This is a genomic window from Leisingera aquaemixtae (assembly GCF_006740765.1).
GTDB classification, from domain to species: Bacteria; Pseudomonadota; Alphaproteobacteria; order Rhodobacterales; family Rhodobacteraceae; genus Leisingera; species Leisingera aquaemixtae.
Genome location: NZ_CP041159.1, coordinates 3,376,460 through 3,399,399, shown reverse-complemented (window position 1 = coordinate 3,399,399; position 22,940 = coordinate 3,376,460). Strand labels below are relative to the sequence as shown.

The 22,940-nt window shown below is 63.9% G+C and carries 20 protein-coding genes and 1 tRNA gene; 8 read left to right on the top strand and 13 right to left on the bottom strand.

Going from position 1 to position 22,940, the window contains the following annotated elements; all coding sequences use genetic code 11:
- From queG to R2C4_RS18325, 7 genes are all read right to left on the bottom strand, one after another.
- On the bottom strand, nucleotides 1-1,044 hold the full coding sequence (gene queG, locus R2C4_RS18355) for a tRNA epoxyqueuosine(34) reductase QueG (protein ID WP_141891699.1): 1,044 nt from the start codon (nucleotides 1,042-1,044) through the stop codon (nucleotides 1-3).
- Nucleotides 1,045-1,112: 68 nt separating this feature from the next.
- Nucleotides 1,113-1,778, bottom strand: a complete 666-nt coding sequence (gene fzlA / locus R2C4_RS18350; protein WP_058287412.1) for an FtsZ-binding protein FzlA — start codon at nucleotides 1,776-1,778, stop codon at nucleotides 1,113-1,115.
- A 65-nt stretch (nucleotides 1,779-1,843) separates the two neighbouring features.
- Nucleotides 1,844-2,581, bottom strand: coding sequence for a monofunctional biosynthetic peptidoglycan transglycosylase (gene mtgA, locus R2C4_RS18345; protein ID WP_141891698.1), 738 nt, complete (start codon nucleotides 2,579-2,581; stop codon nucleotides 1,844-1,846).
- Nucleotides 2,582-2,823: 242 nt separating this feature from the next.
- A complete protein-coding gene (gltB, locus tag R2C4_RS18340) occupies nucleotides 2,824-7,356 on the bottom strand; it encodes a glutamate synthase large subunit (RefSeq protein ID WP_141891697.1) in 4,533 nt (1,510 codons plus the stop codon).
- A 12-nt stretch (nucleotides 7,357-7,368) separates the two neighbouring features.
- Complete coding sequence (locus R2C4_RS18335) at nucleotides 7,369-8,181, bottom strand: hypothetical protein (RefSeq protein ID WP_244940751.1); 813 nt, start codon at nucleotides 8,179-8,181, stop codon at nucleotides 7,369-7,371.
- A gap of 27 nt (nucleotides 8,182-8,208) precedes the next feature.
- Nucleotides 8,209-8,643 (bottom strand): GFA family protein, encoded by a 435-nt coding sequence (locus R2C4_RS18330; RefSeq protein WP_141891695.1) that lies wholly within the window; start codon nucleotides 8,641-8,643, stop codon nucleotides 8,209-8,211.
- Between the two features lie 107 nt (nucleotides 8,644-8,750).
- Complete coding sequence (locus R2C4_RS18325) at nucleotides 8,751-10,190, bottom strand: NAD(P)-dependent oxidoreductase (protein ID WP_141891694.1); 1,440 nt, start codon at nucleotides 10,188-10,190, stop codon at nucleotides 8,751-8,753.
- Nucleotides 10,191-10,431: 241 nt separating this feature from the next.
- Here R2C4_RS18325 and R2C4_RS18320 point away from each other — a divergent pair, with 241 nt between their 5' ends.
- Nucleotides 10,432-11,238: an undecaprenyl-diphosphate phosphatase gene (locus tag R2C4_RS18320; protein WP_141891693.1), complete on the top strand. Its 807-nt coding sequence runs from the start codon at nucleotides 10,432-10,434 to the stop codon at nucleotides 11,236-11,238.
- Nucleotides 11,239-11,300: 62 nt separating this feature from the next.
- Here R2C4_RS18320 and R2C4_RS18315 read toward each other — a convergent pair whose 3' ends face one another.
- Nucleotides 11,301-12,290 (bottom strand): complex I NDUFA9 subunit family protein, encoded by a 990-nt coding sequence (locus tag R2C4_RS18315; protein ID WP_141891692.1) that lies wholly within the window; start codon nucleotides 12,288-12,290, stop codon nucleotides 11,301-11,303.
- 229 nt (nucleotides 12,291-12,519) lie between these two features.
- Here R2C4_RS18315 and R2C4_RS18310 point away from each other — a divergent pair, with 229 nt between their 5' ends.
- Entirely contained in the window at nucleotides 12,520-12,930 is a 411-nt protein-coding gene (locus R2C4_RS18310; RefSeq protein ID WP_141891691.1) for a globin domain-containing protein, read from the top strand.
- Between the two features lie 98 nt (nucleotides 12,931-13,028).
- A tRNA-Leu gene (locus tag R2C4_RS18305) sits at nucleotides 13,029-13,115 on the top strand.
- A 146-nt stretch (nucleotides 13,116-13,261) separates the two neighbouring features.
- Here R2C4_RS18305 and R2C4_RS18300 read toward each other — a convergent pair.
- The 3 genes from R2C4_RS18300 to R2C4_RS18285 are packed head-to-tail and all read right to left on the bottom strand — an operon-like array spanning nucleotide 13,262 to nucleotide 16,992.
- The gene (locus tag R2C4_RS18300; protein WP_141891690.1) at nucleotides 13,262-14,758 is read right to left on the bottom strand and encodes a heme biosynthesis protein HemY; all 1,497 of its coding nucleotides are present in this window, start codon (nucleotides 14,756-14,758) and stop codon (nucleotides 13,262-13,264) included.
- A gap of 10 nt (nucleotides 14,759-14,768) precedes the next feature.
- Nucleotides 14,769-16,229, bottom strand: coding sequence for a COG4223 family protein (locus tag R2C4_RS18295; RefSeq protein ID WP_208764505.1), 1,461 nt, complete (start codon nucleotides 16,227-16,229; stop codon nucleotides 14,769-14,771).
- Nucleotides 16,230-16,281: 52 nt separating this feature from the next.
- The gene (locus tag R2C4_RS18285; protein ID WP_333868282.1) at nucleotides 16,282-16,992 is read right to left on the bottom strand and encodes a uroporphyrinogen-III synthase; all 711 of its coding nucleotides are present in this window, start codon (nucleotides 16,990-16,992) and stop codon (nucleotides 16,282-16,284) included.
- A gap of 89 nt (nucleotides 16,993-17,081) precedes the next feature.
- Here R2C4_RS18285 and tsaD point away from each other — a divergent pair, with 89 nt between their 5' ends.
- From tsaD to R2C4_RS18260, 5 genes are read left to right on the top strand one after another with little or no spacing between them, the layout of a single operon-like run.
- Nucleotides 17,082-18,179: a tRNA (adenosine(37)-N6)-threonylcarbamoyltransferase complex transferase subunit TsaD gene (gene tsaD, locus R2C4_RS18280; protein WP_141891687.1), complete on the top strand. Its 1,098-nt coding sequence runs from the start codon at nucleotides 17,082-17,084 to the stop codon at nucleotides 18,177-18,179.
- Nucleotides 18,176-19,138 carry an NAD(P)H-dependent glycerol-3-phosphate dehydrogenase gene (locus R2C4_RS18275; protein ID WP_141891686.1) on the top strand — a complete coding sequence of 321 codons (963 nt, stop codon included), beginning with the start codon at nucleotides 18,176-18,178 and terminating at the stop codon, nucleotides 19,136-19,138. Before tsaD ends, R2C4_RS18275 begins: the two co-directional genes overlap by 4 nt.
- Before the next feature lies 1 nt (nucleotide 19,139).
- A complete protein-coding gene (locus tag R2C4_RS18270; protein WP_019295350.1) occupies nucleotides 19,140-19,412 on the top strand; it encodes a YciI family protein in 273 nt (90 codons plus the stop codon).
- Nucleotides 19,412-19,834: an EVE domain-containing protein gene (locus R2C4_RS18265; protein ID WP_058287399.1), complete on the top strand. Its 423-nt coding sequence runs from the start codon at nucleotides 19,412-19,414 to the stop codon at nucleotides 19,832-19,834. The genes R2C4_RS18270 and R2C4_RS18265 overlap by 1 nt, the downstream gene beginning before the upstream one ends.
- 46 nt (nucleotides 19,835-19,880) lie before the next feature.
- Nucleotides 19,881-20,276 carry a DUF1761 domain-containing protein gene (locus tag R2C4_RS18260; RefSeq protein WP_058287398.1) on the top strand — a complete coding sequence of 132 codons (396 nt, stop codon included), beginning with the start codon at nucleotides 19,881-19,883 and terminating at the stop codon, nucleotides 20,274-20,276.
- Between the two features lie 307 nt (nucleotides 20,277-20,583).
- On the opposite strand, the gene R2C4_RS18255 is transcribed toward R2C4_RS18260, so the two are convergent.
- Together R2C4_RS18255 and ahcY are read right to left on the bottom strand one after the other, a co-directional pair.
- Entirely contained in the window at nucleotides 20,584-21,291 is a 708-nt protein-coding gene (locus R2C4_RS18255; RefSeq protein WP_141891685.1) for a PRC-barrel domain-containing protein, read from the bottom strand.
- Nucleotides 21,292-21,505: 214 nt separating this feature from the next.
- Complete coding sequence (ahcY, locus tag R2C4_RS18250) at nucleotides 21,506-22,894, bottom strand: adenosylhomocysteinase (protein WP_141891684.1); 1,389 nt, start codon at nucleotides 22,892-22,894, stop codon at nucleotides 21,506-21,508.
- Nucleotides 22,895-22,940: the final 46 nt, after the last annotated feature.

Sequence of the window (22,940 nt, the reverse complement as noted above, 5' to 3'; positions counted from 1 at the left end):
TCACGAAAGCCGTTGAACCGCCCACCGCGCCGCATCCGCCACCGCCGGATCCGGATCCTCCGCCAGCCCCTGCGCCACCGCGCGCAGCTCCGCCAGGCCGGAATTGCCGATAGCATAGAGCACATTGCGCACAAACCGGTCGCGCCCGATCCGCTTGATGGGCGAGCCGGAGAACATCTCCCGGAACGCCGCATCCTCCAAGGCGGCAAGCTCCGCCAGCTTCGGCGCCTTCAGATCCTCGCGCGCGGCATAGCGCATGTCGCTGGCGGCCACCGCAAATTTGTTCCAGGGACAGGCCGCAAGACAGTCGTCGCAGCCATAGATCCGGTTGCCCATCTTCTCCCGCAGTTCCTCCGCCACCGGACCTTTATGCTCGATGGTGAGGTAGGAGATGCAGCGCCGCGCATCGACCTTGTACGGGGCTGGGAAGGCATCGGTCGGGCAGCTGTCCAGACAGGCCCGGCACGACCCGCAGCGGTCCCGCTCCGGCGCATCCGCAGGCAGCTCCAGCGTGGTGAAAACAGAGCCTAAAAAGGCCCAATTCCCCCAGTCCCGGCTCACCAGATTGCTGTGCTTGCCCTGCCAGCCCAGCCCTGCCGCCTGGCCCAGCGCCTTTTCCGGCACCGGTGCGGTGTCGACAAAAACCTTCACCTCGCAATCCTCCCCGGCTTCCGCAATCAGCCAGCGCGCCAGCCGTTTCAGCCGCTTCTTGACCAGGTCGTGGTAATCTTTGTTGCGGGCATAGACCGAAACCGCGCCGCGATCCGCCTGCCCGACCACCGCCATCGGATCCTCTTCGGGCGTATAGCTTTCCGCCAGCATGATCACCGACCGCGCCTCCGGCCACAACAGGCTCGGGTCACCCCGCCAATGGGTCCGCTCCGCCATCCAGCCCATCTGCCCGTGATAGCCCGCATCCAGAAAGACCTGCAGCCGTCCAGGCACCTCCGGCACATCCCACGGGCGGCAGACCCGGCAGGAGACAAACCCCTCCGCCAGCGCCTGGGCAACCAGCTTTTCCTTGATGCCGGATCGGTCTTTCATCTTTCGCCAAAAACTCCGGGGGAGCGGCCCGCAGGGCCGCGGGGGCAGCGCCCCTGCCCCCGTTGGTATCAGAAATCCAGGTCAGTGTAATGCGGCGGCGGCCGGAAGCCCGGCACCTGATCCGCCAGGATCGACCGGAACGCTGGCCGCGACTTGATCTTGGCATACCAGTCCTTGACCACCGCAGACCGGTTCCAATCCACATCCGAGATATAATCCAAGGACGACAGATGCGCGGCAGCGGCAAAATCCGCCAGCGTCATCATGTCGCCCGCCAGCCAGCGCCGGTGGTCCAGCAGCCAGGCCATGTAGTCCAGGTGGTATTTGATCGCCTTGGCCCCCGCCTTCACGTTGCGGCTGTCGGGATAGCCCTCGCCGGTGATCTTCTTGTTCACCCGCTCATACAGCAGCTTGGAAGTCACCTCTTGGTGGAACTTGTCGTCAAACCAGCTCACCAGCCGGCGCACCTCATACCGGCCCGCGGCATCCTTGGGGATCAGCGCAGGCTCCGGCCTGGTGTCCTCCAGATACTCGCAGATCGCCGCGCTTTCGGCCATCATCTGGCCGTCCAGCCGGACCACCGGCACCTTGGCGGCCGGGTTGCGGCGCAGGAAATCGGGATCCTGCTCCCAATAGCGCTCCTCGACCAGCTCGACCTCGATCTTCTTCTCCGCCAGCGACAGCCGCACCTTGCGGCAAAAGGGGGACAGGGGAACGTGGTACAGGCGCGCCATGGCTACAGGGGATCTCCAGAAACGTTACTACGGATACCCAGCAATGCCTTGGCCGGGAGAAAGATTCAATCCTCGAAACAATCCGCCCGCCCGTCTGCGCGAATGGTAGCCGCCCCATCCTGAATCTGCCGCGCCCGGCGCTGCACAAAGTTTGAAGGCTTGCGGGCCGAACGCTCCTTGGGATTGGGCAGCACGGCGGCAATCAGCGCCGCCTGCCGCGCGCTCAGCTGGTCCGGGCCGACTCCGAAATACTTCCGCGCCGCGGCTTCGGCGCCAAACACGCCCTCGTCCATCTCGGCCACGTTCAGATAAACTTCCAGAATACGCCGCTTGCTCCAGACGATCTCCACCACCGGGGTCAGCAACGTCTCCAGCACCTTGCGCGGCCAGCTGCGGCCCTGCCACAGGAACACGTTCTTCACCACCTGCTGCGAGATGGTCGAGCCGCCGCGGCTGCCGCCAGCCTCGATCGCCGCCTGGATGGCGCGGGCGTCAAATCCCCAATGGCGGCAGAACTGCGCATCCTCCGCCGCCACGACGGAGCGCGCCAGCACCGGAGCCATCTCCTCCAGCGGCACCCACATCCGGTCCACCTCGCCCAAGCGGCGCTGCTCGGCCCAGATGGTATGGGTGACCGGCGGGTTCACCACTGAAAACAGCAGGATGAGGACAAGAAAAACCGCCGCCACCGCCAGCACCGCGCGCAAGATCCAGCGCCGAAACGCACGCAACGGCTGAATCTGCCGCTTTGCCGTCTTCTTGCTGCTCTTGGTTGTCTTCTTTTTTGCAACTGCCTTGGCCATGACTCTCTATAGGACGGCTGGGGGGCATTCACAAAGGGTCAGTTGCCTTGCTGCCGCAATCTGCCGGTCCGGAGTTTTCGGGGGCGCGGGGAGGGGCGCTGCCCCTCTTGAGCCTGCGGCTCAATTCACCCCGGGATATTTCCGGCCAGAAGAAGAGTGGTTTCCGGCAGGACGCGGCCCGCAGGCACAGAAAACCCCGCAAGCCTGCGCCTGCGGGGTTCGGTTTTTGTCTCTAGCCAGGCTTACTCCGCGGGAACGGCAGCCTTCTCCTGCATCACCGGATGCGCCAGCTTGTCGAGCATCTCCTTCGGGCAGACTTGCAGGAAGTTGCCCTTCTCGATGTCCCAATGCTGCAGGATCTCCGCGGCCTTGCGGCTGCCGGTTTCCTGCTGATGGCGTTCGATCAGGCTTTTCAGCTCCGCCTCCCAATGCGCCACGGTGACCGGACAGGTGACCAGCGATTCCTTATTCATCAGGGTCGCGGCCTTACCCTCCGGGTCATAGAGATAGGCCATGCCGCCGGTCATCCCCGCACCGAAGTTGGCGCCGATCGAGCCAAGGATCACCGCAACGCCGCCGGTCATGTATTCGCAGCCGTTGGAGCCGCAGCCCTCGATCACCACCTTGGCGCCGGAATTGCGCACCGCAAAGCGTTCGCCCGCACGGCCCGCCGCAAACAGGTAGCCATCGGTCGCGCCATACAGCACGGTGTTGCCGATGATGGTGTTTTCCGAGGCCACCAGCGGGCTTACCTGCGGCGGGCGCACCACGATGGTGCCGCCCGACAGGCCCTTGCCGACATAGTCATTGGCATCGCCCGACACTTCCAGCTTCAGCCCCGGCGCCGCAAAGGCGCCCAGCGCCTGACCGGCAGAACCCTGCAGTTTCACCGTCAGGTGGTCCGGCTGGAACGAATTCCGCATGCCGAAGTTGCGCACGATGTGGCTGGAGGTGCGGGTGCCCACGGAGCGGTGGGTGTTCTGGATCGCATAGGACAGCTGCATCTTCTCGCCATCCTGCAGGAAGCGGGCGGCGTCGCGCACGATTTCCGCATCCAGCGTGTCCGGCACTTCGTTGCGGCCCTTGTCGCGGTTGTAGACGATGTTGGCGGAGCCATCGACGGTGATCAGCAGCGGGTTCAGGTCCAGGTCGTCCAGATGGGCAGAGCCGCGCGAGACCTGCGCCAGCAGGTCGGCCCGGCCGATCACGTCGTCCAGGCTGCGGGCGCCGATGGAAGCGAGGATCTCGCGCACTTCCTGGGCGTAGAAGGTGATCAGGTTCACCACCTTGTCCGCGTTGCCGGTGAACTTGGCGCGCAGGGATTCGTCCTGGGTGCAGACGCCGACCGGGCAGGTGTTGGACTGGCACTGGCGCACCATGATGCAGCCCATCGCGATCAGCGCCGCGGTGCCGATGCCGTATTCCTCGGCGCCCAGCATCGCCGCCATGACAATGTCACGCCCGGTGCGCAGCCCGCCGTCGGTGCGCAGCGTCACCCGCTCGCGCAGGTTGTTCATCGCCAGCACCTGATGCGCTTCGGTCAGGCCCATCTCCCACGGCAGGCCCGCATATTTGATCGAAGTCGCAGGCGACGCCCCGGTGCCGCCGTTGTGGCCCGAGATCAGGATGATGTCGGCCTTTGCTTTGGCAACGCCCGCGGCGATGGTACCAACGCCGGAGGACGCCACCAGCTTCACCGTCACCTTGCAGCGCGGGTTGATCTGCTTGAGGTCATAGATCAGCTGCGCCAGGTCCTCGATCGAGTAGATATCATGGTGCGGCGGCGGCGAAATCAGGGTCACGCCCTTGGTGGAGTGGCGCAGGCGGGCAATCAGGTCGGTGACCTTCATCCCCGGCAGTTGGCCGCCTTCGCCGGGCTTGGCGCCCTGGGCCACCTTGATCTCCAGCTCTTCGCACTGGTTCAGATACTCGGCGGTCACGCCAAAGCGGCCCGACGCCACCTGCTTGATCTTCGCAGACGGGTTATCACCGTTCGGCTCCGGCACGAAGTGCGCCGGATCCTCGCCGCCCTCGCCGGAGTCGGACTTGGCGCCGATCCGGTTCATCGCAACGTTCAGGGTCTTGTGCGCCTCGGGCGACAGCGCGCCCAGGCTCATGCCCGGCGTCACAAAGCGCTTGCGGATCGCGGTGATGCTCTCCACTTCCTCCAGCGGGACCGGCTTGCCCAGCGGCTTGATCTGCAACAGGTCGCGCAGATGGATCGGCGGGTTCGACTGCATCTTCGCCGAATACTGTTTCCACAGCTCGTAAGAGGCGCGGTTGCAGGCCATCTGCATCATATGCATGGAGGTCGCTTCCCAGGCGTGCGTCTCACCCGATTTGCGTGCTTTATAAAAACCGCCGATGGGCAGAATGCCTTCCGTAGCCTTCCAGGCCTTGGCGTGGATTTCTTCTGCCTTGGTCTGGATACCGGTCACACCGATGCCGGAAATCCGGCTGGTCATGCCCGGGAAGTACTCGGCACACATGGCGCGGCTGAGGCCCACCGCCTCAAAGTTCAGGCCGCCGCGGTAGGAGGACACCACCGAAATCCCCATCTTCGCCATAATCTTCAACAGGCCTTGGTCGATGGCCTCACGGTAACGCGCGACGTTTTCGGTCAGGCTGCCGTCCAGCAGCCCGCGCTCAATGCGGTCGGCCAGCGAATCCTCGGCCAGATAGGCGTTCACCACGGTGGCGCCGCAGCCGATCAGCACCGCGAAATAATGCGGGTCGATACATTCGGCGGACCGCACGTTCAGCGAGCAGAAGGTGCGCAGGCCCTTGCGGGTCAGATGCGAATGCACGGCAGACGTTGCCAGGATCATCGGCATCGCGACCTTTTCAGGCCCGGAATGCTGGTCGGTCAGCACGATATGGCCAGCGCCGGAGCGCACGGCCTCCTCGGCCTCGGCCCGGATCCGCGCCAGCGCCGCGTTCAGCGCGCCCTTGCCGGGGGCAAAGGTGCAGTCGATCTCGGCCAGCGGCGCGTTGAACTGCTTTACCAGCTCATCCCACTGGGCATTGCCGACAAAGGGGCTTTCCAGCACGATGATCTCGGTCTGGGAGCTGTCCTCGTCCAGCACGTTCTTCAGGTTGCCGAACCGGGTCTTCAGCGACATCACCCGGTACTCGCGCAGGCTGTCGATCGGCGGGTTGGTCACCTGGCTGAAGTTCTGGCGGAAGAAGTGGCTCAGCGGGCGGTACATCTTGGACAGCACGGCAGAGGGCGTGTCATCGCCCATCGAGGCCAGCGTTTCCTTACCGTCCTCGGCCATCGGTGCCAGGATCTGCTCCAGCTCCTCAATCGAATAACCGGCCGCAACCTGGCGGCGGCGCAGCTCCTCGCCGCTGAACAGCGGCTGCTCGGTGACGCTGGCCAGGGTTGTATCCAGATCGTTGATCCGCTTGACCCAGTCGCCGAACGGCAGTGCGCGGGACAGCTTGTCCTTGATCTCGGTGTCGCGGAACAGCTTGCCCTTTTCCATGTCGACGGCCAGCATCTGGCCCGGGCCCAGCGCGCCCTTTTCAACCACACTGGCCTCTTCGATTGGCACCATGCCCGCCTCGGAACCCGCGATCACCAGCCCGTCGCCGGTCACCACATAGCGCATCGGGCGCAGCCCGTTGCGGTCCAGGCCCGCGCAGACCCAGCGGCCGTCGGTCATCGCCAGCGCCGCGGGGCCGTCCCAGGGCTCCATCACGGAGTTGCAGTAGGAATACATGTCGCGCCAGGCCTGCGGCAGTTCGACCGCCTGCTTGGACCAGCTTTCCGGCACCAGCATGGTCTTGGCCATCGGCGCCGAGCGGCCCGCGCGCACCAGAACCTCGAACACGCCATCCAGCGCGGCGGAGTCGGAGGCGCCGCCCGGCACGATCGGCTTGATGTCCTCGGCATAGTCGCCAAAGGTCGAAGACGCCATGCGGATCTCATGGCTCTTCATCCAGTTCAGGTTGCCCTTCAGCGTGTTGATCTCGCCGTTATGGGCCAGCATGCGGAACGGCTGCGCCAGCCACCACTGCGGGAAGGTGTTGGTGGAATAGCGCTGGTGATAGATCGCGAAGGCGCTCTCGAACCGCTCGTCCATCAGGTCCGGATAGAACACCGCCACCTGCTCCGCCAGCATCATGCCCTTGTAGATGATCGAGCGGCAGGACAGCGACGCGATATAAAGGCCCGAGATGCCGGCCGCCGACGACACCTTCTCGATCCGGCGGCGGATCACATAAAGCTCGCGCTCAAAGGTTTCCTCGTCCACGCCCTTGGCGTTGGAGATCAGGATCTGCTCGATCTCCGGACGGGTGGCATTGGCCTTTTCGCCCAGGCAAGTGATATCCACCGGCACGTGGCGCCAGCCATAGATGGAATAGCCCATGCGCAGAACTTCGGTTTCCACGATGGTCCGGCAGCGCTCCTGAGCGCCAAAATCCGTGCGCGGCAGGAACACCTGGCCGACCGCCATCAGCTCATTCTGGCGGGGCTCGTGGCCGGTGCGGCGGATCTGGTCATAGAAGAAGGGCACCGGGATCTGCACATGGATGCCCGCGCCGTCGCCGGTCTTGCCGTCGGCGTCCACTGCGCCGCGATGCCAGATCGCTTTCAGCGCGTTGATGCCGGCCTCAACCACCTTGCGGCTTTTCTTGCCGTGGACCGAAACCACCAGCCCCACACCGCAGGATGAATGTTCTTCTTCCTCGGAATAGAGACCGTTCTCGGCCATCCACTTGCGCTTGGCTTCCTCGGCCTTGACCCACGCGGCATCAAATTTGGTCATGACGTTCTCCGATTAACTGATGGCGCAGCATGCCGCTGCGGCCGGTTGAGTCTGCGGATCCAGGGCGCGTTCGCCCCAGGCGCGGGGCACCGCGCGGATCCGTTGCATAAGGGTCTTCACCCGGTCCTGATCGTCCTGCCAGACGGCGCCGATCACCGGGTAAAGGATGCCCGCGTCGCGCAGCGGGTCGATAACATCGTGGCTGTCGCGGTCCGCCAGGTAGTGATGGATGCCGGGCCCCTGCGGGAAGGCCTGCCAATGCTGCGCGTCCTCAGCATTATGGCGGCCATGCAGCAGGGTGTACTGCACCTGGCCGCCCATCGCCTGATCCAGCGCCGGGCGGCTGAACTCCGTGATCCGGCTGCGCGCCTCGATCCAGCGGCGGTCCGACGGAAAGGTTGCGGGCCGCGGGCAGTATTGCGGCGCCAGCGCCAGGGCGCGGCCTGCGCCCAGCTCCGCGGCAAAGGACAGCGCCCCGTATCCGCCCATCGACACCCCAACCGTCATCAGGCGGCGCAGACCGTGGCGCCGGACATAGCCAGACACAGCCCGCAGGATCGCCGCCGCAACCCCCTCGCCCTGGAACCAGGCCTGGCGGCGGTCAGTGACAAAGATGCAGTGCCGCGCACCGCCGTCCGAGGCGCTGGCGGCAAACTCCAGCAACCCGCGTTTGGCGGCATTGGCGTGATAGCTGGTGAACACGATCATGCCGCCCTCGCCGCGCCCTTCCAGCGCACGGATCTCCACCGCCGCATCCGCGTGGAGGCGGCGGGATCTCAGGCGGAACATCGCCTGACGGAGGGATTTGCGGATCATCAGCGGCATGGCAGTCAGCAGGGGGCCGGGCGGGCCTCAGGCCTCTCCTTCAGCGGTTTCGGCAAACATGGCGCGGCATTCCTCGCCGGTCATCCGCCGGTGGGCGCCGGCAAAGGCATAGCCTGCGGGCTTGTCGTCAATGAAGAATTCCAGCTTCAGCTCGGTGCCGCCCGCGTTCTCAAACAGGCCCGCCGACATTTGCGTCTGGCCGTGCATCTTGCCTGGCGCGGTCATCCGGTACCACAGCACCGATCCGCACTCGCCGCAAAACGCGCGTTCCGCCCACTGCGAGGACTGATAGGTCCGCACCGGGCCCAGCGCGGCATAGCCGGTGTCGGCCTGAAAGCTCAGGAACGGGCCGCTGGCCCAGCGCTGGCACAGGCGGCAATGGCAGGCGGTCACGGAGGCCTGAACCGGCGTCGCCGTGACGCTCACTGCGCCGCACATGCACTGTCCCTGCAATTCGCTCATGTCCATTGTCCTTTGCTGGCTGGGTCAGCAAGGCTGACCTTGGCGCTGCTGTTTAGCTGCCCGCCGGTGCACAGGGGGTGCACAGGCGGTGTACGGGGGGTGCCGGGTTATTCCGCGGCCACCGCGGCCTTGCTGTTGAACTTCCCGATGATCGCTTCGGCACAGTCGCGGCCGTCCTTGATCGCCCAGACCACCAGCGACGCACCGCGCACGATATCACCCACCGCATAGACGCCGTCCAACTCGGTGGCGCCGGTCTGGAACGCCGCCTTGATGGTGCCCCAGCGGGTCACCGGCAGTTCCGGCTGGTTCCACAGGGCAGGCAGCTCTTCCGGCTCAAAGCCCAGAGCCTTGATCACCAGATCGGCCTCTTCAACATAGTCCGCGCCGTCGATCACTTCCGGCGCCTGGCGGCCCGAAGCATCCGGCTGGCCCAGGCGCATCTTCTGCACCATCACGCCGGCAACCTTGCCGCCGTCATCGGTGAAGCCCTTGGGCGCCGACAGCCATTCAAAGACCACGCCTTCTTCCTCTGCGTTCTGGGTCTCGCGCTGCGAGCCCGGCATATTGGCGCGGTCGCGGCGGTAGAGACATTTGACGCTGGTCGCACCCTGGCGGATCGAGGTCCGCACGCAGTCCATCGCGGTATCGCCGCCGCCGATCACGACAACCTTCTTGCCTTGTGCGTTCAGGCTGCCGTTGTCGAACTCCTCAACATCGTCGCCAAAGCTTTTCTTGTTCGACGCACACAGGAAGTCGATCGCCTTGACGATCCCTTCCGAGCCGCTGCCCGGCATCGCCAGATCGCGCGATTTATAGACGCCGGTGGCAATAATTACTGCATCATGCTGGCTGCGGATTTCGTCAAACGAGATGTCCTCGCCCACGTTGCAGTTCAGCTTGAAGGTCACGCCGCCATCGGCCAGCAGCTTGTTGCGGCGCTCGACCACGTCCTTTTCCAGCTTGAAGCTGGGGATGCCGTACATCAGCAGCCCGCCGGCCCGGTCATAGCGGTCATAGACAGTGACCTGGATACCAGCCTGGCGCAGCATATCCGCCGCCGCCAGGCCGCCGGGGCCGGCGCCGATGATGCCAACGCTCTCGCTGCGCTCGGCCAGCGGCGCGGCGGGTTTGACCCAGCCGTTTTCCCAGGCGGTGTCGGTGATGTATTTCTCGACCGAGCCGATGGTCACGGTGCCGTGGCCCGACTGCTCGATCACGCAGTTGCCTTCGCACAGGCGGTCCTGCGGGCAGATGCGGCCGCAGATTTCCGGGAAGGTGTTGGTGGACTGGCTGACCTCATAGGCCTCTTCCAGACGGCCGGTTGCGGTCAGGCGCAGCCAGTCGGGAATGTTGTTGTGCAGCGGGCAGTGGCTCTGGCAGTACGGCACGCCGCACTGGCTGCAACGGCTGGCCTGTTCTTCGGCCTTGGCAGCAGCGTACTCCGCGTAAATCTCATTGAAGTCTTCCTTGCGTACACTCGCGTCACGCTTTTGAGGCATGTCGCGTTCGATCTGCACAAATTTCAGCATCGGTTGCTTGGCCACGGGCTGGACTCCATCGTTTGTCTGGCTGCGGAAGCACCTTTTCAGGTACTGGCACGCTTTATGTCAACTGTGCTGACCTATTTTGCCAGCGCTTTACTTCTGATACCGTGTTCAACGGAAATGTACAGAAATTTTAGGTCCGCAACGGACCTTAATATGCGCTTCCCAATCCGGAGGCGGGATTTATACAGAGTCACGACTGATTTCGGCCCGTTCGCGGCCAGCAAAGGATGATTTCAGGATGCCGCTTTTCCAATTGATCCTGGTTGCACTGATCCAGGGCATTACCGAATTCCTGCCCATTTCCTCCTCTGGCCACCTGATTCTGCTGCCCGGGCTGACCGGGCTGGACGACCAGGGCCAGGTGATCGACGTCGCGGTTCATATCGGCACCCTGGCCGCCGTGATGATCTATTTCTGGAGCGACGTGCGCGAGGGCCTTGCGGGCTTGCCCCGCGCCCTGACCGGCCGCACGGACACGCCGGGATCACGCCTCGCCATGGGCCTGATCATCGCCACCATCCCGACGGTTCTGTTCGGTGCGGTGCTGCATTTCACCGGCCTCAGCGATGCGCTGCGGTCGATCACGGTGATCGGCTGGACCATGCTGGGCTTCGGGCTGGTCCTGTACTGGGCCGACCAGAAGGGCGCCGAGGTGAAACAGGCCGGCGACTGGGGCCTGCGTGATGCCCTGGTCATGGGGCTATGGCAGATGCTGGCGCTGATCCCCGGCACCTCGCGCTCCGGCATCACCATCACCGGCGCGCGCCAGCTGGGCTATACCCGCGAAGACGGCGCCCGCATCGCCATGCTGATGTCGATCCCCACGATCATCGCCTCCGGGGTGCTCCTGGGAACCGAGGTGGCGCTGGAGGCCGATACCGCCCTGATGCGCGACGCAGCGATTGCAGCCGCCCTTGCCCTGCTGTCGGCACTGGCCGCGCTCAGCCTGATGATGCGGCTGCTGCGTTCTGTCAGTTTCACGCCTTATGTCATCTATCGGGTGATCCTGGGGAGCATCCTGCTCGCCATCGCCTACAGCAGCTGAGCCGGAAACGAAAAAGCGCGGGAAAATCCCCGCGCTTTCAAGTTCTTGTGGCGATTGGCCGCTCAGGCGCCGTTGCGCAGGTTGCGGGCCGAGTTGGTCATCTCGTTATACTGGCCGGAGGGGCGGAATTTCCACAGGTAGTCCGGCAGAACCGCTTCAAGGCTGACCGGGCTGATGCCCAGATCGCTGAAGCCCTTGGCGCCCTCGGACACAACGTTGTCCGATTTCAAGCTCCGCAGCTGGTCGCGGGTCAGCACCTTGTTTGAAATCAGCTGGAAGCTTGCGGCCTGCAGCATGTCGAAACCAAAGGCCACCAGCCAGGCAGCAAACCGCGGCAGCGACAGGATCAGGCGGCGGCGGTGGATCACCGCCAGCATCTGCTCCATCAACTCGCGGAAGCTTTTCACCTCGGGGCCGCCCAGCTCATAAATGCCGCCCTCTGCCGCGCCCGTGGCCCCCACAACCGCGGCCTTGGCCACATCATCGACGTAGACCGGCTGAAACCGGGTGTCCCCGCTGGCAATCGGCAGAAGCGGCGACAGGCGGGTCATGCCGGCAAAGCGGTTAAAGAACTCGTCCTCAGCCCCGAAGATCACCGAGGGACGCAGGATAACAGCACCCGGGAAATGCTCCAGCACGGCCGCTTCGCCTGCAGCCTTGGTGCGGGAGTATGCGCTGTTCGCGTCCGCATCGGCACCGATTGCCGAAATTTGCACCAGGCTGGCAACGCCCTCCTGCGCCGCGATGCGGGCAATGCGGCCCGCGCCTTCGGCATGAACGGCGCCAAATGTGTTCTTGCCCAGTTCGTTCAGCACACCCACGCAATTCACCACTGCATCGGCACCCCGCATTACCGCGGCCACGGACATGTCGTCGCGGACATTGCAGAACACCGGCTCCACCTGGCCCGGAACACCGTAGGGCTTCACATGCATGGCTTCATTGGGACGGCGCACTGCCACACGAACACGCCAGCCTTCCTTGGCCATGCGCCGCGCAATATAGCGGCCCACGAAACCGGATCCGCCATAGATCGTGACCAGTTTGGACATCTTTTGGCTCCTGAACTTAGCTGCCCCTATGCCTTAGCGCCGCTACGGGCGTCAAACAAGGCGCAAAACGTGGGATTGCAGCCACAATGGGCGCTGAATCCGCAAGCAGCGTTAACAACTTCCGTGAAATTGGCCAGTTTGGTTAACCCGGCCTTCAGCCTCGCCCTGTTAAGGGAAATTGATGTACCCGAAACACGCGTTTCGGCGGTTGTTGAGGAGGTCGGTTCCAATGGTCAGCGCACAGGATAAGTCCCTGGTCCGCAAAAGCTTCGAGAGCGAGCGGATGGATCTTGATGCTTTCGCCGCCGCCTTTTACGCCAAGTTCTTTGCCGCCTGCCCCGAGGTCCGCCCCCTGTTTTCCCGCGACATGACCCGGCAGGAGGAAAAGCTGCTGGCCATCCTGACCCATGTGGCCGAGGCGCTGGACGATTCCGCACGGCTGGATGATATCCTCTGGCAGCAGGGGGAGAAGCACCGCAAGCGGGAGGTGCGGGATGCGCATTTCAGGGGCTTCATCACCAGTTTCAACGGCGCCCTGTCGGAAACGCTTGGCCCAGACTGGAGCAGCGAAGCGGAGCTGGCCTGGACCAGGTTTCTGACATTTGTAGCCGGGAAAATGAATTTTTCGGTGCAGCGCTAGGCGGCTGCAATCAGGCCCCCCGCGGATAACCGGCCACCCCGCCGTTTTCCATTTGACGCCCCTTGCGAACCAGCTTATACGCCGGTTTCACGACACCTGCCCAGGTGGCGGAATTGGTAGACGCGCTAGCTTCAGGTGCTAGTGTCCGTATGGACGTGGAGGTTCGAGTCCTCTCCTGGGCACCATTTCCCTGCATTATAAACACAGTCTACAGAACGGCACTGCGGCCTTTCCGGCCCTGTAATGCTGTGCGCGACGCTCTATGGCCTGCGCCAGAAAACGGCAGAACGGCAGGGAAGCCCCCCGCCGTCCGCAGTTCTTTCCTGAAGTATCAGTTCGGCTCTTTCACCGCGTCCTGCTGCTCCGGTTCCACGTCCCCTTCAGCGTCCGGGACGGGTTCCGCGAAGTCTGCTTCTTCCGCATCATCCGCCGTGTCAGCCTGCTTGCTGCCCAGCACGCCAGTGATCAGCGGAAGCATGTAGGCCGCTGCGTGGCTTGCCACTTCTGGCGTTTCCGGACGCTTCCAGGACAGGGTGTCGAAGCTGGTGCAATGCTCGCAAACCGGCTCCCATTCGGCATGGATGTGGTTACAGTTGCTGCAAACCCATTGCGGCCCCCGCGGGGCAGTCAGCGCCCTGGCCAGCCAGCCCTGCACGACCTTGTCATCCGCGCCTTCGCCACGCTCAATCGCCGCCATCAGCGTCAGCGCCCGGGCGTCCGGGGCGCGTTCCGTCAGGTCGCTCAGCCAGCGGCGGGCCTCGGGGAAGTCCTCGGCCACGATATTCAGCTCCGCCATCACCAGGCGGGTTTCATCATCCTGCGGGTTAAGCCGGGCTAGCTGGTCAAAGCGCGCGACGCGCTCGGCGGCGCTTTCGTCCGGCTCGACCTCGGCAAAGGCATGGGCCAAGTCGGGATGCGGCTGGCTTTGCCAAGTCTTTTTCAGCAGCCGCACCGCCGGGCGTTTCTTACCCTTGGCGAGATAGGCACGGGCCGCCATCGCCGCGGCAGGCACCAGATCGGGCGACAGCCGGTTAGCTTCGATCGCTTGCTCGCGCTGCTCAATCGTGGCGTTTTCGTCAATGACACCCTTGGAGGCCGACAGCGCCAGAACCGCATCACGCCGCTTGTAGACATCACGCGGCAGAGTACCGGTCTTGAGCTTGGTCGACAGCGTCTTGCGGGCACCGGCCCAATCCTCGGCCTGGGCCTGGAGACGCAGGAGAGTGTCCTGCACTTCCTCATGCTTGGGCCGCAGCGCCAGCGCCTTTTCGGCCAGCTGGCGGGCGGTGTCGGTGTCGCCTTGGGACAGCTTCTGCTTCATGATCCCGCGCACGCCGACAAACCGGGTCTGCTGGTTCGACAGCAGGCGTTTGTACGCATCCGCCGCCTTGTGGGTGTCGCCGCTCATCTCCGCGGCCTGCGCCACCAGCAGATCCGTCAGCTCAGGGTTCTGAAGGTATTTCTCCGCCCGCGCCGCCTTGGCCAGGGCCAGCCGCCCCTCACCGGAAGCCAGCGCCATCAGACCTTCCGACAGCGCCCGGTAGCCCTTGCGCTCACGACCCTTGTCCCAATAGCGCGACAAGGCGGTCTCATCCCCGTTCAGGAACCGCAGCGTGGCCACCAGCAGCGACAGCAGCTTGAGAAACAGCCAAAGCGCAACAACAAGCACGCCCAGCGCGATGACCGATTGCAGAGCGCTGAGGGTGTATTCGGTGCCGGCAACGGTGATCTGCACCCCGCCGGCGGTTTCCATCAAAAGGCCCGCGCCAAATGCCAGAAGCGCGACAATCGCGACAAATACGAGGATCTTCAACAACGACCAGAGCATGGCGGCTTCCTTATTTGGCTTGCAGGCTTTGGGCCAGATCAGCAGCAGCGTTCACCGCTGCCACCCGCGCGTTTGCCGCCGCTTCCCAGCCGGACAGGGCAGCGCGGGCTGTTTCCGGCAGCGCCGACACTTCGGTCAGCGCCTCCTCTATCCGGCCTGCAGCCACGGCGGCCTCGGCCCGGGACAGGATGGCATCCGGATCATCGCCGTCGCGCGGCGCAACGGAACGGGCGCCAAGATGGCGGTTCACATAATCCATCAGGCTGCCGCCGCCTTTTGCTTCTTCCCGGGCAGCTGCCAGCGCCTCGCGGGCGGCCGGGGCAAAGCCGTCGCGCAGGGCCGTCAGCGTGGCGACGCCGGTTTCCGCCGGCCCGGAGAGCGCGGACGGAACCTCAACGCCCAGAAGCTCAAGCTGCTGCACGTTGGAGTCATAGCTGTTGCCGCTGTCCAAAGCAGACCGCAGCTGCGCCAGCTGGGTCTGGGCGCTGGCGATGCGGGCGGCTTCGGCACTGGCGGTTTCCATGTCTTCCGCTTCGGCCAGCTTCTGATCAATTTCGGCGCGCTGCGCTGCAAGGCTGTCCTGCAGCTTGCCCAGCTCTGCCTCAAACGCTGCCACCGCTTCGGGCGTTGCGCCTTCCAGCGGCCGGGTTTCCAATGCGGACACACGGCCGGCCAAGGCCTCCAGATCCCCGCGCAGCGCCTCATCAGGGGCCTGCGCGGTCTGCGCCTCCTTCAGCGCCGCAATCTCTGCGGCCAGGGCGTCGGCCTGATCGGACAGCGGTGCAAGGTCCGGGGCGCGGCTGCCCTCTAGCTGCTGCTGCAGCGAAGCAAGCGCTGCCTGCATCTCCGACTGGCTGGCCCGCAACGCGGCCAGATCCGCACTGCTTCCCTGCAGCGACGGCGGCAGGACGCTGTCGAGCCAGCCGCTCTGGCCAGCCACAAAGCCGATACCCGCAGCCACCACGCCGCCCAGAAGGGCTGCGCCGAAGCCGCCGCGTTTCTCCACAACCCGCTCGATTTCGCGCGGCGGCGCTTGTGCCGCGGCAGCCTCCGGCGTTTCAGCCGGCGTGTCTTCTTGCGGGGTTTCCCTTTCGAAGGGAGACACAAATGCGGTCTCGGTCTCGGTCTCGGTCTCGGTCTCGGTCTCGGTCTCGGTCTCGGTCTCGGTCTCGGTCTCGGTCTCGGTCTCGGTCTCGGTCTCGGTCTCGGTCTCGGTCTCGGTCTCGGTCTCGGTCTCGGTCTCGGTCTCGGTCTCGGTCTCGGTCTCGGTCTCGGTCTCGGTCTCGGTCTCGGTCTCGGTCTCGGTCTCGGTCTCGGAAAGCGGGGAAACTGTATCCTCGGGCGTGTCAACCGCCCCTTCCGCCTGATCCTCGGTCATATCCTGTTCGGGCGTTTCCGTGGTTTCGCCGGCCGGCTTGATTTCGCCGGGGCCAGGCTCAGTCACGTCTTCCGGAGTTTTCTTGTCAGCCACGCCGGCCTCCCCCTCGATTCCTAAAAATTCATTCCTGCGAACACGCTGGACACTACTCTGCGCGCCGCTCCCCCTCAAGCTGCGACAGTTGCGCTGCGGCATCAAGGACAGCAGCTGCCACAGCCGCAGCATCCGGCGACTTACTGACCCGCAACGTCTTGCAATTCAAGCCTTTCAGCGGTTCTGCGACCGCAGGGCTCAGAGCAATCAGATGCAAATGCGCCGCTTCCCCGCACAGGTCAGCAAAATGATGCGCCGTTCTGGGAGAGAACAGCGGCACGATTACATCCGTTTGCGCAGCAAGCAACGCCCTGGCCTCGCTGGTCAGCGGCAGAAGCACCTGATCATACAGGATTTGCTCGCGGCAGGGGATCCCCCCGTCTGTGAGCCTCCCGGCGATACCGCCCCGGGCATGGGCGCCGCGCAGATGCAGCAGCGGTGTCTCAGGGCGCCGGCTGAGCAGCGCCGCAACCAGTTCCCCGGCGCAACGGCCCAGGCAGGATGCCGTCCAGCCCGACTCCGCTGCGGCCTGAGCAGTGCGTTCGCCCACGCAGTAGGCGGGCAAGCGCGCGGCAGTTTCACGTGAAGCGGCCTCCACCCCGTTGGCGGAGGTGAAGATCACGCCTTTCACACCCTCCAGCCGGACCGGCGCCTGCGCTGCCTGGATCTCCATCAGCGGCGCATAGACGACTTTCAGTCCGGCACGCGCCGCTTCGGGCAGGCCGGCCACAAACCGCTCTGCCGCTGCCAGCGGGCGTGTCATCAGCAAAGGCACCATCGCGGGGCTCCCGGGATTGTTTGCAGGCCTCATAGGTGGTAGCCCCGGCGGCAATTCGATGCAACGGTAAGACCATGACAAAGACCCTGACCATTCTGGGGCTGGAAAGCAGCTGTGACGACACTGCCGCCGCAGTGGTGCGGCAGGCCGGGGGCGCGCAGCCCGAGGTTCTGTCTTCAATCGTATTCGGCCAGACAGAGCTGCACAGCGCCTTTGGCGGCGTGGTGCCGGAGATCGCCGCGCGCGCCCATGCCGAGAAGCTGGACATCTGCGTGCGCGATGCACTGGCGGAGGCCGGTTTGAGCCTGAACGACATTGATGCTGTCGCCGTAACCGCCGGTCCGGGGCTGATCGGCGGGGTGATATCCGGCGTGATGTGCGCCAAGGGGATTGCCGCCGCGACAGGCCTGCCGCTGATTGGGGTCAACCATCTGGCGGGCCACGCGCTGACTCCGCGGCTGACTGACGGGATTGCCTATCCTTATCTGATGCTGCTGGTCTCCGGCGGGCATTGCCAGTACCTGCTGGTGCGCGGGCCGGAAGATTTCACCCGCCTGGGCGGCACCATTGACGACGCCCCCGGCGAAGCCTTCGACAAGACCGCCCGCCTGCTGGGCCTGCCGCAGCCAGGCGGCCCGTCGGTGCAGGCCGAAGCCGAAACAGGTGATCCCAAGCGGTTCCGCTTCCCGCGGCCCTTGCTGGACCGGCCGGATTGCAACCTGTCGTTTTCCGGGCTGAAAACCGCCCTGATGCGGATGCGCGATCAGATCGTGGCGGAGAAGGGCGGCCTGACCCGCCAGGACAGGGCCGATCTGTGTGCCGGATTTCAGGCTGCCGTTGTGGATACGCTGGCAGAGAAAACCCGCCGCGCCCTCCGCCTGTATCTGGAAGAACAGCCCGGGACGCCGACCGTCGCCGTTGCAGGCGGTGTTGCAGCAAATACCGCCATTCGCGCCGCGTTAGAGAGTGTTTGCGCCGAGGCTGGCGCCGCTTTCACCGCGCCGCCGCTGCGCCTGTGCACCGACAATGCTGCGATGATCGCCTATGCCGGGCTGGAGCGTTTCAAATCCGGTGCGCGCGATGGTCTGGACCTGACCGCCCGCCCCCGCTGGCCGCTGGACCAGAGCAGCCCGGCGCTGATCGGCTCGGGCCGCAAAGGAGCCAAGGCATGAGCGTTTCGGTTCTGGGTTCCGGGGCCTTTGGCACCGCGCTCGCGATTTCACTGGCCGGCAACGGGCCGGTGACGCTGTGGGCGCGCGATGCAGACCACGCCAAAGCCATGCAGGACAGCCGCCGGAATGAGGCCCGGCTGCCCGGTGCTGACCTGCCGGAAACCCTCACCGCCACTGCTGATATTGCGCAGGCCTGCAGCTCTGAGGTTCTTCTGCTGGCGGTGCCCATGCAAAAGCTGCGCAGCGTCCTGCAACAGCACAAGGCGCATCTGTCAGGGAAAACCCTGGTCGCATGCTGCAAGGGTATCGAACTCCACACCGGGTTTGGTCCGGTCTCGGTTATTCAGGAAGTTCTGCCAGAATCCCCGGCGGCGCTGCTGACCGGGCCGAGCTTTGCGGCGGACATCGCGCGCGGCCTGCCAACCGCGCTAACGCTTGCCTGCGGCGGCGCGGACCTGGGCAAAGCGCTGCAGCAGCAGCTGTCCACTGCCAACCTGCGCCTCTACCGCACCACCGATACCATCGGCGCAGAGCTGGGCGGGGCGTTGAAAAATGTTATGGCGATTGCCTGCGGTGCGGTGATTGGTGCCGGGCTGGGCGACAGCGCCCGCGCCGCGCTGATGACCCGGGGTTATGCCGAGATGCAGCGCATGGCGCTGGCCTGCGGCGCCAAGGCCGAGACGATGGCAGGGCTGTCCGGGTTTGGCGATCTGGCGCTGACCTGCACGTCCGACCTGTCCCGCAACTACCGGCTGGGCCTGTCGATCGGTCGCGGCGAGACCTTTGATTCCTCTATCACGGTCGAAGGCGCCGCAACTGCGCATGCGGTGGCGGAACAAGCCCGGAAGATGCAGCTGGAGATGCCGATCACGCAGACGGTAACCAATTTGCTCGATCAGCGCTTGACCATTTCCGAAGCGGCGGCTCTTTTACTTAAAAGACCGTTAAAAGAGGAATAAAATGCTTATTGCATTGATCGCCCGCGACAAACCCGGCCATCTGCAGACCCGGCTGGATAACCGTGACGCCCATCTGGCCTATATCAATGACACTGGCGCAGTGGCGCAGGCAGGCCCGCTGCTGGATCAGGATGGTAATATGGCCGGCTCCTTGGTTATTCTGGACGTTGAAGACATGGCGGCAGGTGAAGCTTGGGCGGCAAATGACCCTTACAACAAGGCCGGCCTCTTTGAAGCTGTCGAATTGATCACCTGGAAGAAAGTTATCGGCTGATGCGCTACTGGCTGTTCAAATCCGAACCCTCCACCTGGAGCTGGGACGACCAGATCTCCAAAGGCGAAGCGGGTGAGGAATGGGACGGCGTGCGCAACTACCAGGCGCGCAACTTCATGCGCGAAATGAGCATCGGCGACCGCGGGTTCTTCTATCACTCGCAAAAAGAGAAATCCGTGGTCGGCATCGTCGAGGTCTGCGCAGAGGCGCACCCGGACAGCACCACCGTGGACGACCGCTGGGAATGCGTCGATATCAAGGCGGTGCGCCCCTTTGCCAAGCCGGTAAGCCTGGATCAGATCAAAGCCGACCCGCGGCTGGAAGAGATGGTGCTGGTCAAAAACTCCCGCCTGTCGGTGCAGCCGGTGAGTGAGGCGGAGTGGGCCGCTGTCTGCGCGCTGGGGGAGACAGATCCCGGCTGATCTGCCACTCTGCTCTCAAGCGGCGGGAACCATTGAAGGGAGCATCATGGAATTTCTGAGTGTGATCGCGGCGGCGGCTGCGGCCTTTGTGCTGGGGGCAGTTTACTACGGCGCTCTGGCCAAGCCCTGGGTCGAAGCCTCTGGCGTGGAATGCGACGAGACCGGTAAGCCAAAAGGCGGCCAAAGCCCGATGATCTTTGCCATGGCTTTTGTCCTGCAACTGATTGTGGCGGGCATGATGCGGCATGTTTTCAGCCTGTCCGGCATCGAAACACTGGGTGCCGGTCTGATCGGCGGAGCAGGCATCGGCCTGTTTTTCATCAGCCCATGGATTGCCCTGAACAATATGTATGGAATGCGGCCGGTGAAGCTGACGCTGATTGATGGCGGGTATGCCACGCTGGCCTGCGCGGCGGCCGGTCTGGTTCTGACCTTGTTCTGAAACCAAAAAGGGAAGGACCTGCGGACAAGCAGGACCTTCCCTTCCACCCCGCGTGCTCCAATCCACCACACGCGTATGAAAATCTGGTTCCTGGCCGTCCTGGCCGGTGACTCCTGTATAGCGGCCAGCAGTACGATTCCGCAAAGCAATAACCCGGACAATGTGAGCTAAAACTAAAGTACCCGCGAATGAATGCCGAGAGGTTCAACCGGAAGTATGCAACTAGCGGGAAGCTGCGCTGATTTCTGCAGACCGGCCTGCAACTGAGAAATGGGGCGTCTCTAGCTGAGACGCCCCGCCGGAAAACTTACATGTAGTCGCCGAGAATGACCTCGCTTTTCACCGGTTCAATTGCGTTTTCGTCGATTTCCGGCATCGCCTTCAGCTCTGCTTCGGACTGTGCGGTCAGCCGCAGCTGCCCGTTCTTGGTCACCTCGAAGTCGGTCAGGGGGATTGCGACCGAGTGTTCGCCCATACCCAGGAAGCCGCCAACCCCAACGACACCGGACAGTTTATCGTCGTGCATGATCACATAGTCGATTTCGCCGACATCGGCATCAGAGGCGCTCAGCACGTTCTTGCCGACCAGTTCGCCAACTGTCATGGTGCGGATGTCCATTGCGCCTTCAGTGTTGGGAAGCGCGGGGGAGTTGGTCGATTCTGCGGTTTCGCTGATGTCCGCGCCCGCAACCGGCTCAGTGCCCTCGGTACCATCGCGCGAAGGGGAGCGGTCGACGCCAGCGGAGGCGCCGGCAGGATCGCTGTCAGTGGTTTCGGTAACGGAGTCAGCAGCGCCGGCTTCGTCCAGAACGGTGCCCTCCCCTTCATTGCCGCGCGACGGAGATGTTTCGACACCGGCCGATGCGCCAACGCCGTCGTCACTGGACGCGAGAATGAGTTCGGCTTCGGCAGTCGCGAAGGAACCGTTTTCGGCAGCAATCCCGGCGCCAGCCACCAGCGCGGCGGCGGCAGCGGTTACCAGCATACGGGCGTTCGATTTCATTTCGATTTTCATGACAGATTCTCCTCAGCCTGAAGTTGTTGATGCTGAGACAACGCAGCACCGCCTCAAGCTGTTCCATCACGAAAAAGATACCCTCAATCAGCCACCCGCATGGAACCTTTTGCCGCCTTCTGTTTTGCAGTTACCAAAACAGTCCGAACCACTCGGTATAACGAAAAAGCCCCGCCAACTGGCGGGGCTTTTCATTGCATCGGAAACTGAATGCTCAGTAGCGGTAATGCTCCGGCTTGAACGGGCCGTCCGGCTTGACGCCGATGTAGGCGGCCTGTTCGGCGCTCAGCTGGGTCAGCTTGACGCCGATGCGGCCCAGGTGCAGGCGGGCGACTTTCTCGTCCAGGTGCTTGGGCAGGATATAAACCTGGTTCTCGTAGTTATCGCCTCGGGTCCACAGTTCGATCTGGGCCAGCACCTGGTTGGTGAAGGAGGCCGACATCACGAACGACGGGTGGCCGGTCGCGTTGCCCAGGTTCAGCAGGCGGCCTTCGGACAGCAGAATGATGCGGTTGCCCGAGGGCATCTCGATCATGTCCACCTGCTCCTTGATGTTGGTCCACTTGTGGTTGCGCAGGCTGGCCACCTGGATCTCATTGTCGAAGTGGCCGATGTTGCCGACAATCGCCATATCCTTCATCTCGCGCATGTGCTCGATGCGGATCACATCCTTGTTGCCGGTGGTGGTGATGAAGATATCGGCGGAGGACACGACATCTTCCAGCAGCACCACTTCAAAACCGTCCATTGCGGCCTGCAGGGCGCAGATCGGGTCGGCTTCGGTGACTTTCACACGGGCGCCGGCGCCGCGCAGGGAGGCCGCGGAGCCCTTGCCCACGTCGCCATAGCCGCAAACCACGGCAACCTTGCCGGCCATCATGGTGTCGGTGGCACGGCGGATGCCGTCGACCAGCGATTCCTTGCAGCCGTATTTGTTGTCGAACTTCGATTTGGTGACCGAGTCGTTGACGTTGATCGCCGGGAACGGCAGCTGGCCGTTCTTCTGCAGATCATACAGGCGGTGGACGCCGGTGGTGGTTTCCTCGGACACGCCCAGGATCGCATCGCGGGTCTTGGTGAACCAGCCCGGGGAGGCTTCCATGCGCTTCTTGATCTGCTCCTTGATGACCGCTTCCTCTTCGGACTGCGGCACCGGGATGATGTCCTCGCCGGCTTCGGCACGCGCGCCCAGCAGCACATAGAGGGTGGCATCGCCGCCATCGTCCAGGATCAGGTTGGCGCCCTCAGGGAACATGAACGACTTGTCCAGGTAATCCCAATGCTCTTCCAGGGTCTGGCCCTTGATGGCAAAGACCGGGATGCCGGCCTCAGCAATTGCCGCGGCGGCGTGATCCTGGGTCGAGAAGATGTTGCAGGAGGCCCAGCGCACATCTGCGCCCAGCGCCACCAGCGTTTCAATCAGAACTGCGGTCTGAATGGTCATGTGCAGCGAGCCGACGATGCGCGCGCCCTTCAGCGGTTTGCTTGCGCCGTATTCCTCGCGCAGGGCCATCAGGCCCGGCATTTCGGTTTCGGCGATATCCAGCTCCTTGCGGCCAAAGCCGGCCAGCGCGATGTCTTTGACGATATAATCCCCGGCCATAGTCTGCTCCATTCCGGTTACGAGTACACTTGCTGCAGGGCCTAAC

Excerpts from the sequence above, each read along its gene's own strand:
- queG (WP_141891699.1), bottom strand. The coding sequence starts at position 1,044 with ATGAAAGACCGATCCGGCATCAAGGAAAAGCTGGTTGCCCAGGCGCTG.
- fzlA (WP_058287412.1), bottom strand. The coding sequence starts at position 1,778 with ATGGCGCGCCTGTACCACGTTCCCCTGTCCCCCTTTTGCCGCAAGGTG.
- mtgA (WP_141891698.1), bottom strand. The coding sequence starts at position 2,581 with ATGGCCAAGGCAGTTGCAAAAAAGAAGACAACCAAGAGCAGCAAGAAG.
- gltB (WP_141891697.1), bottom strand. The coding sequence starts at position 7,356 with ATGACCAAATTTGATGCCGCGTGGGTCAAGGCCGAGGAAGCCAAGCGC.
- R2C4_RS18335 (WP_244940751.1), bottom strand. The coding sequence starts at position 8,181 with ATGCCGCTGATGATCCGCAAATCCCTCCGTCAGGCGATGTTCCGCCTG.
- R2C4_RS18330 (WP_141891695.1), bottom strand. The coding sequence starts at position 8,643 with ATGAGCGAATTGCAGGGACAGTGCATGTGCGGCGCAGTGAGCGTCACG.
- R2C4_RS18320 (WP_141891693.1), top strand. The coding sequence starts at position 10,432 with ATGCCGCTTTTCCAATTGATCCTGGTTGCACTGATCCAGGGCATTACC.
- R2C4_RS18315 (WP_141891692.1), bottom strand. The coding sequence starts at position 12,290 with ATGTCCAAACTGGTCACGATCTATGGCGGATCCGGTTTCGTGGGCCGC.
- R2C4_RS18310 (WP_141891691.1), top strand. The coding sequence starts at position 12,520 with ATGGTCAGCGCACAGGATAAGTCCCTGGTCCGCAAAAGCTTCGAGAGC.
- R2C4_RS18300 (WP_141891690.1), bottom strand. The coding sequence starts at position 14,758 with ATGCTCTGGTCGTTGTTGAAGATCCTCGTATTTGTCGCGATTGTCGCG.
- R2C4_RS18285 (WP_333868282.1), bottom strand. The coding sequence starts at position 16,992 with ATGACACGCCCGCTGGCAGCGGCAGAGCGGTTTGTGGCCGGCCTGCCC.
- tsaD (WP_141891687.1), top strand. The coding sequence starts at position 17,082 with ATGACAAAGACCCTGACCATTCTGGGGCTGGAAAGCAGCTGTGACGAC.
- R2C4_RS18275 (WP_141891686.1), top strand. The coding sequence starts at position 18,176 with ATGAGCGTTTCGGTTCTGGGTTCCGGGGCCTTTGGCACCGCGCTCGCG.
- R2C4_RS18270 (WP_019295350.1), top strand. The coding sequence starts at position 19,140 with ATGCTTATTGCATTGATCGCCCGCGACAAACCCGGCCATCTGCAGACC.
- R2C4_RS18265 (WP_058287399.1), top strand. The coding sequence starts at position 19,412 with ATGCGCTACTGGCTGTTCAAATCCGAACCCTCCACCTGGAGCTGGGAC.
- R2C4_RS18260 (WP_058287398.1), top strand. The coding sequence starts at position 19,881 with ATGGAATTTCTGAGTGTGATCGCGGCGGCGGCTGCGGCCTTTGTGCTG.
- R2C4_RS18255 (WP_141891685.1), bottom strand. The coding sequence starts at position 21,291 with ATGAAAATCGAAATGAAATCGAACGCCCGTATGCTGGTAACCGCTGCC.
- ahcY (WP_141891684.1), bottom strand. The coding sequence starts at position 22,894 with ATGGCCGGGGATTATATCGTCAAAGACATCGCGCTGGCCGGCTTTGGC.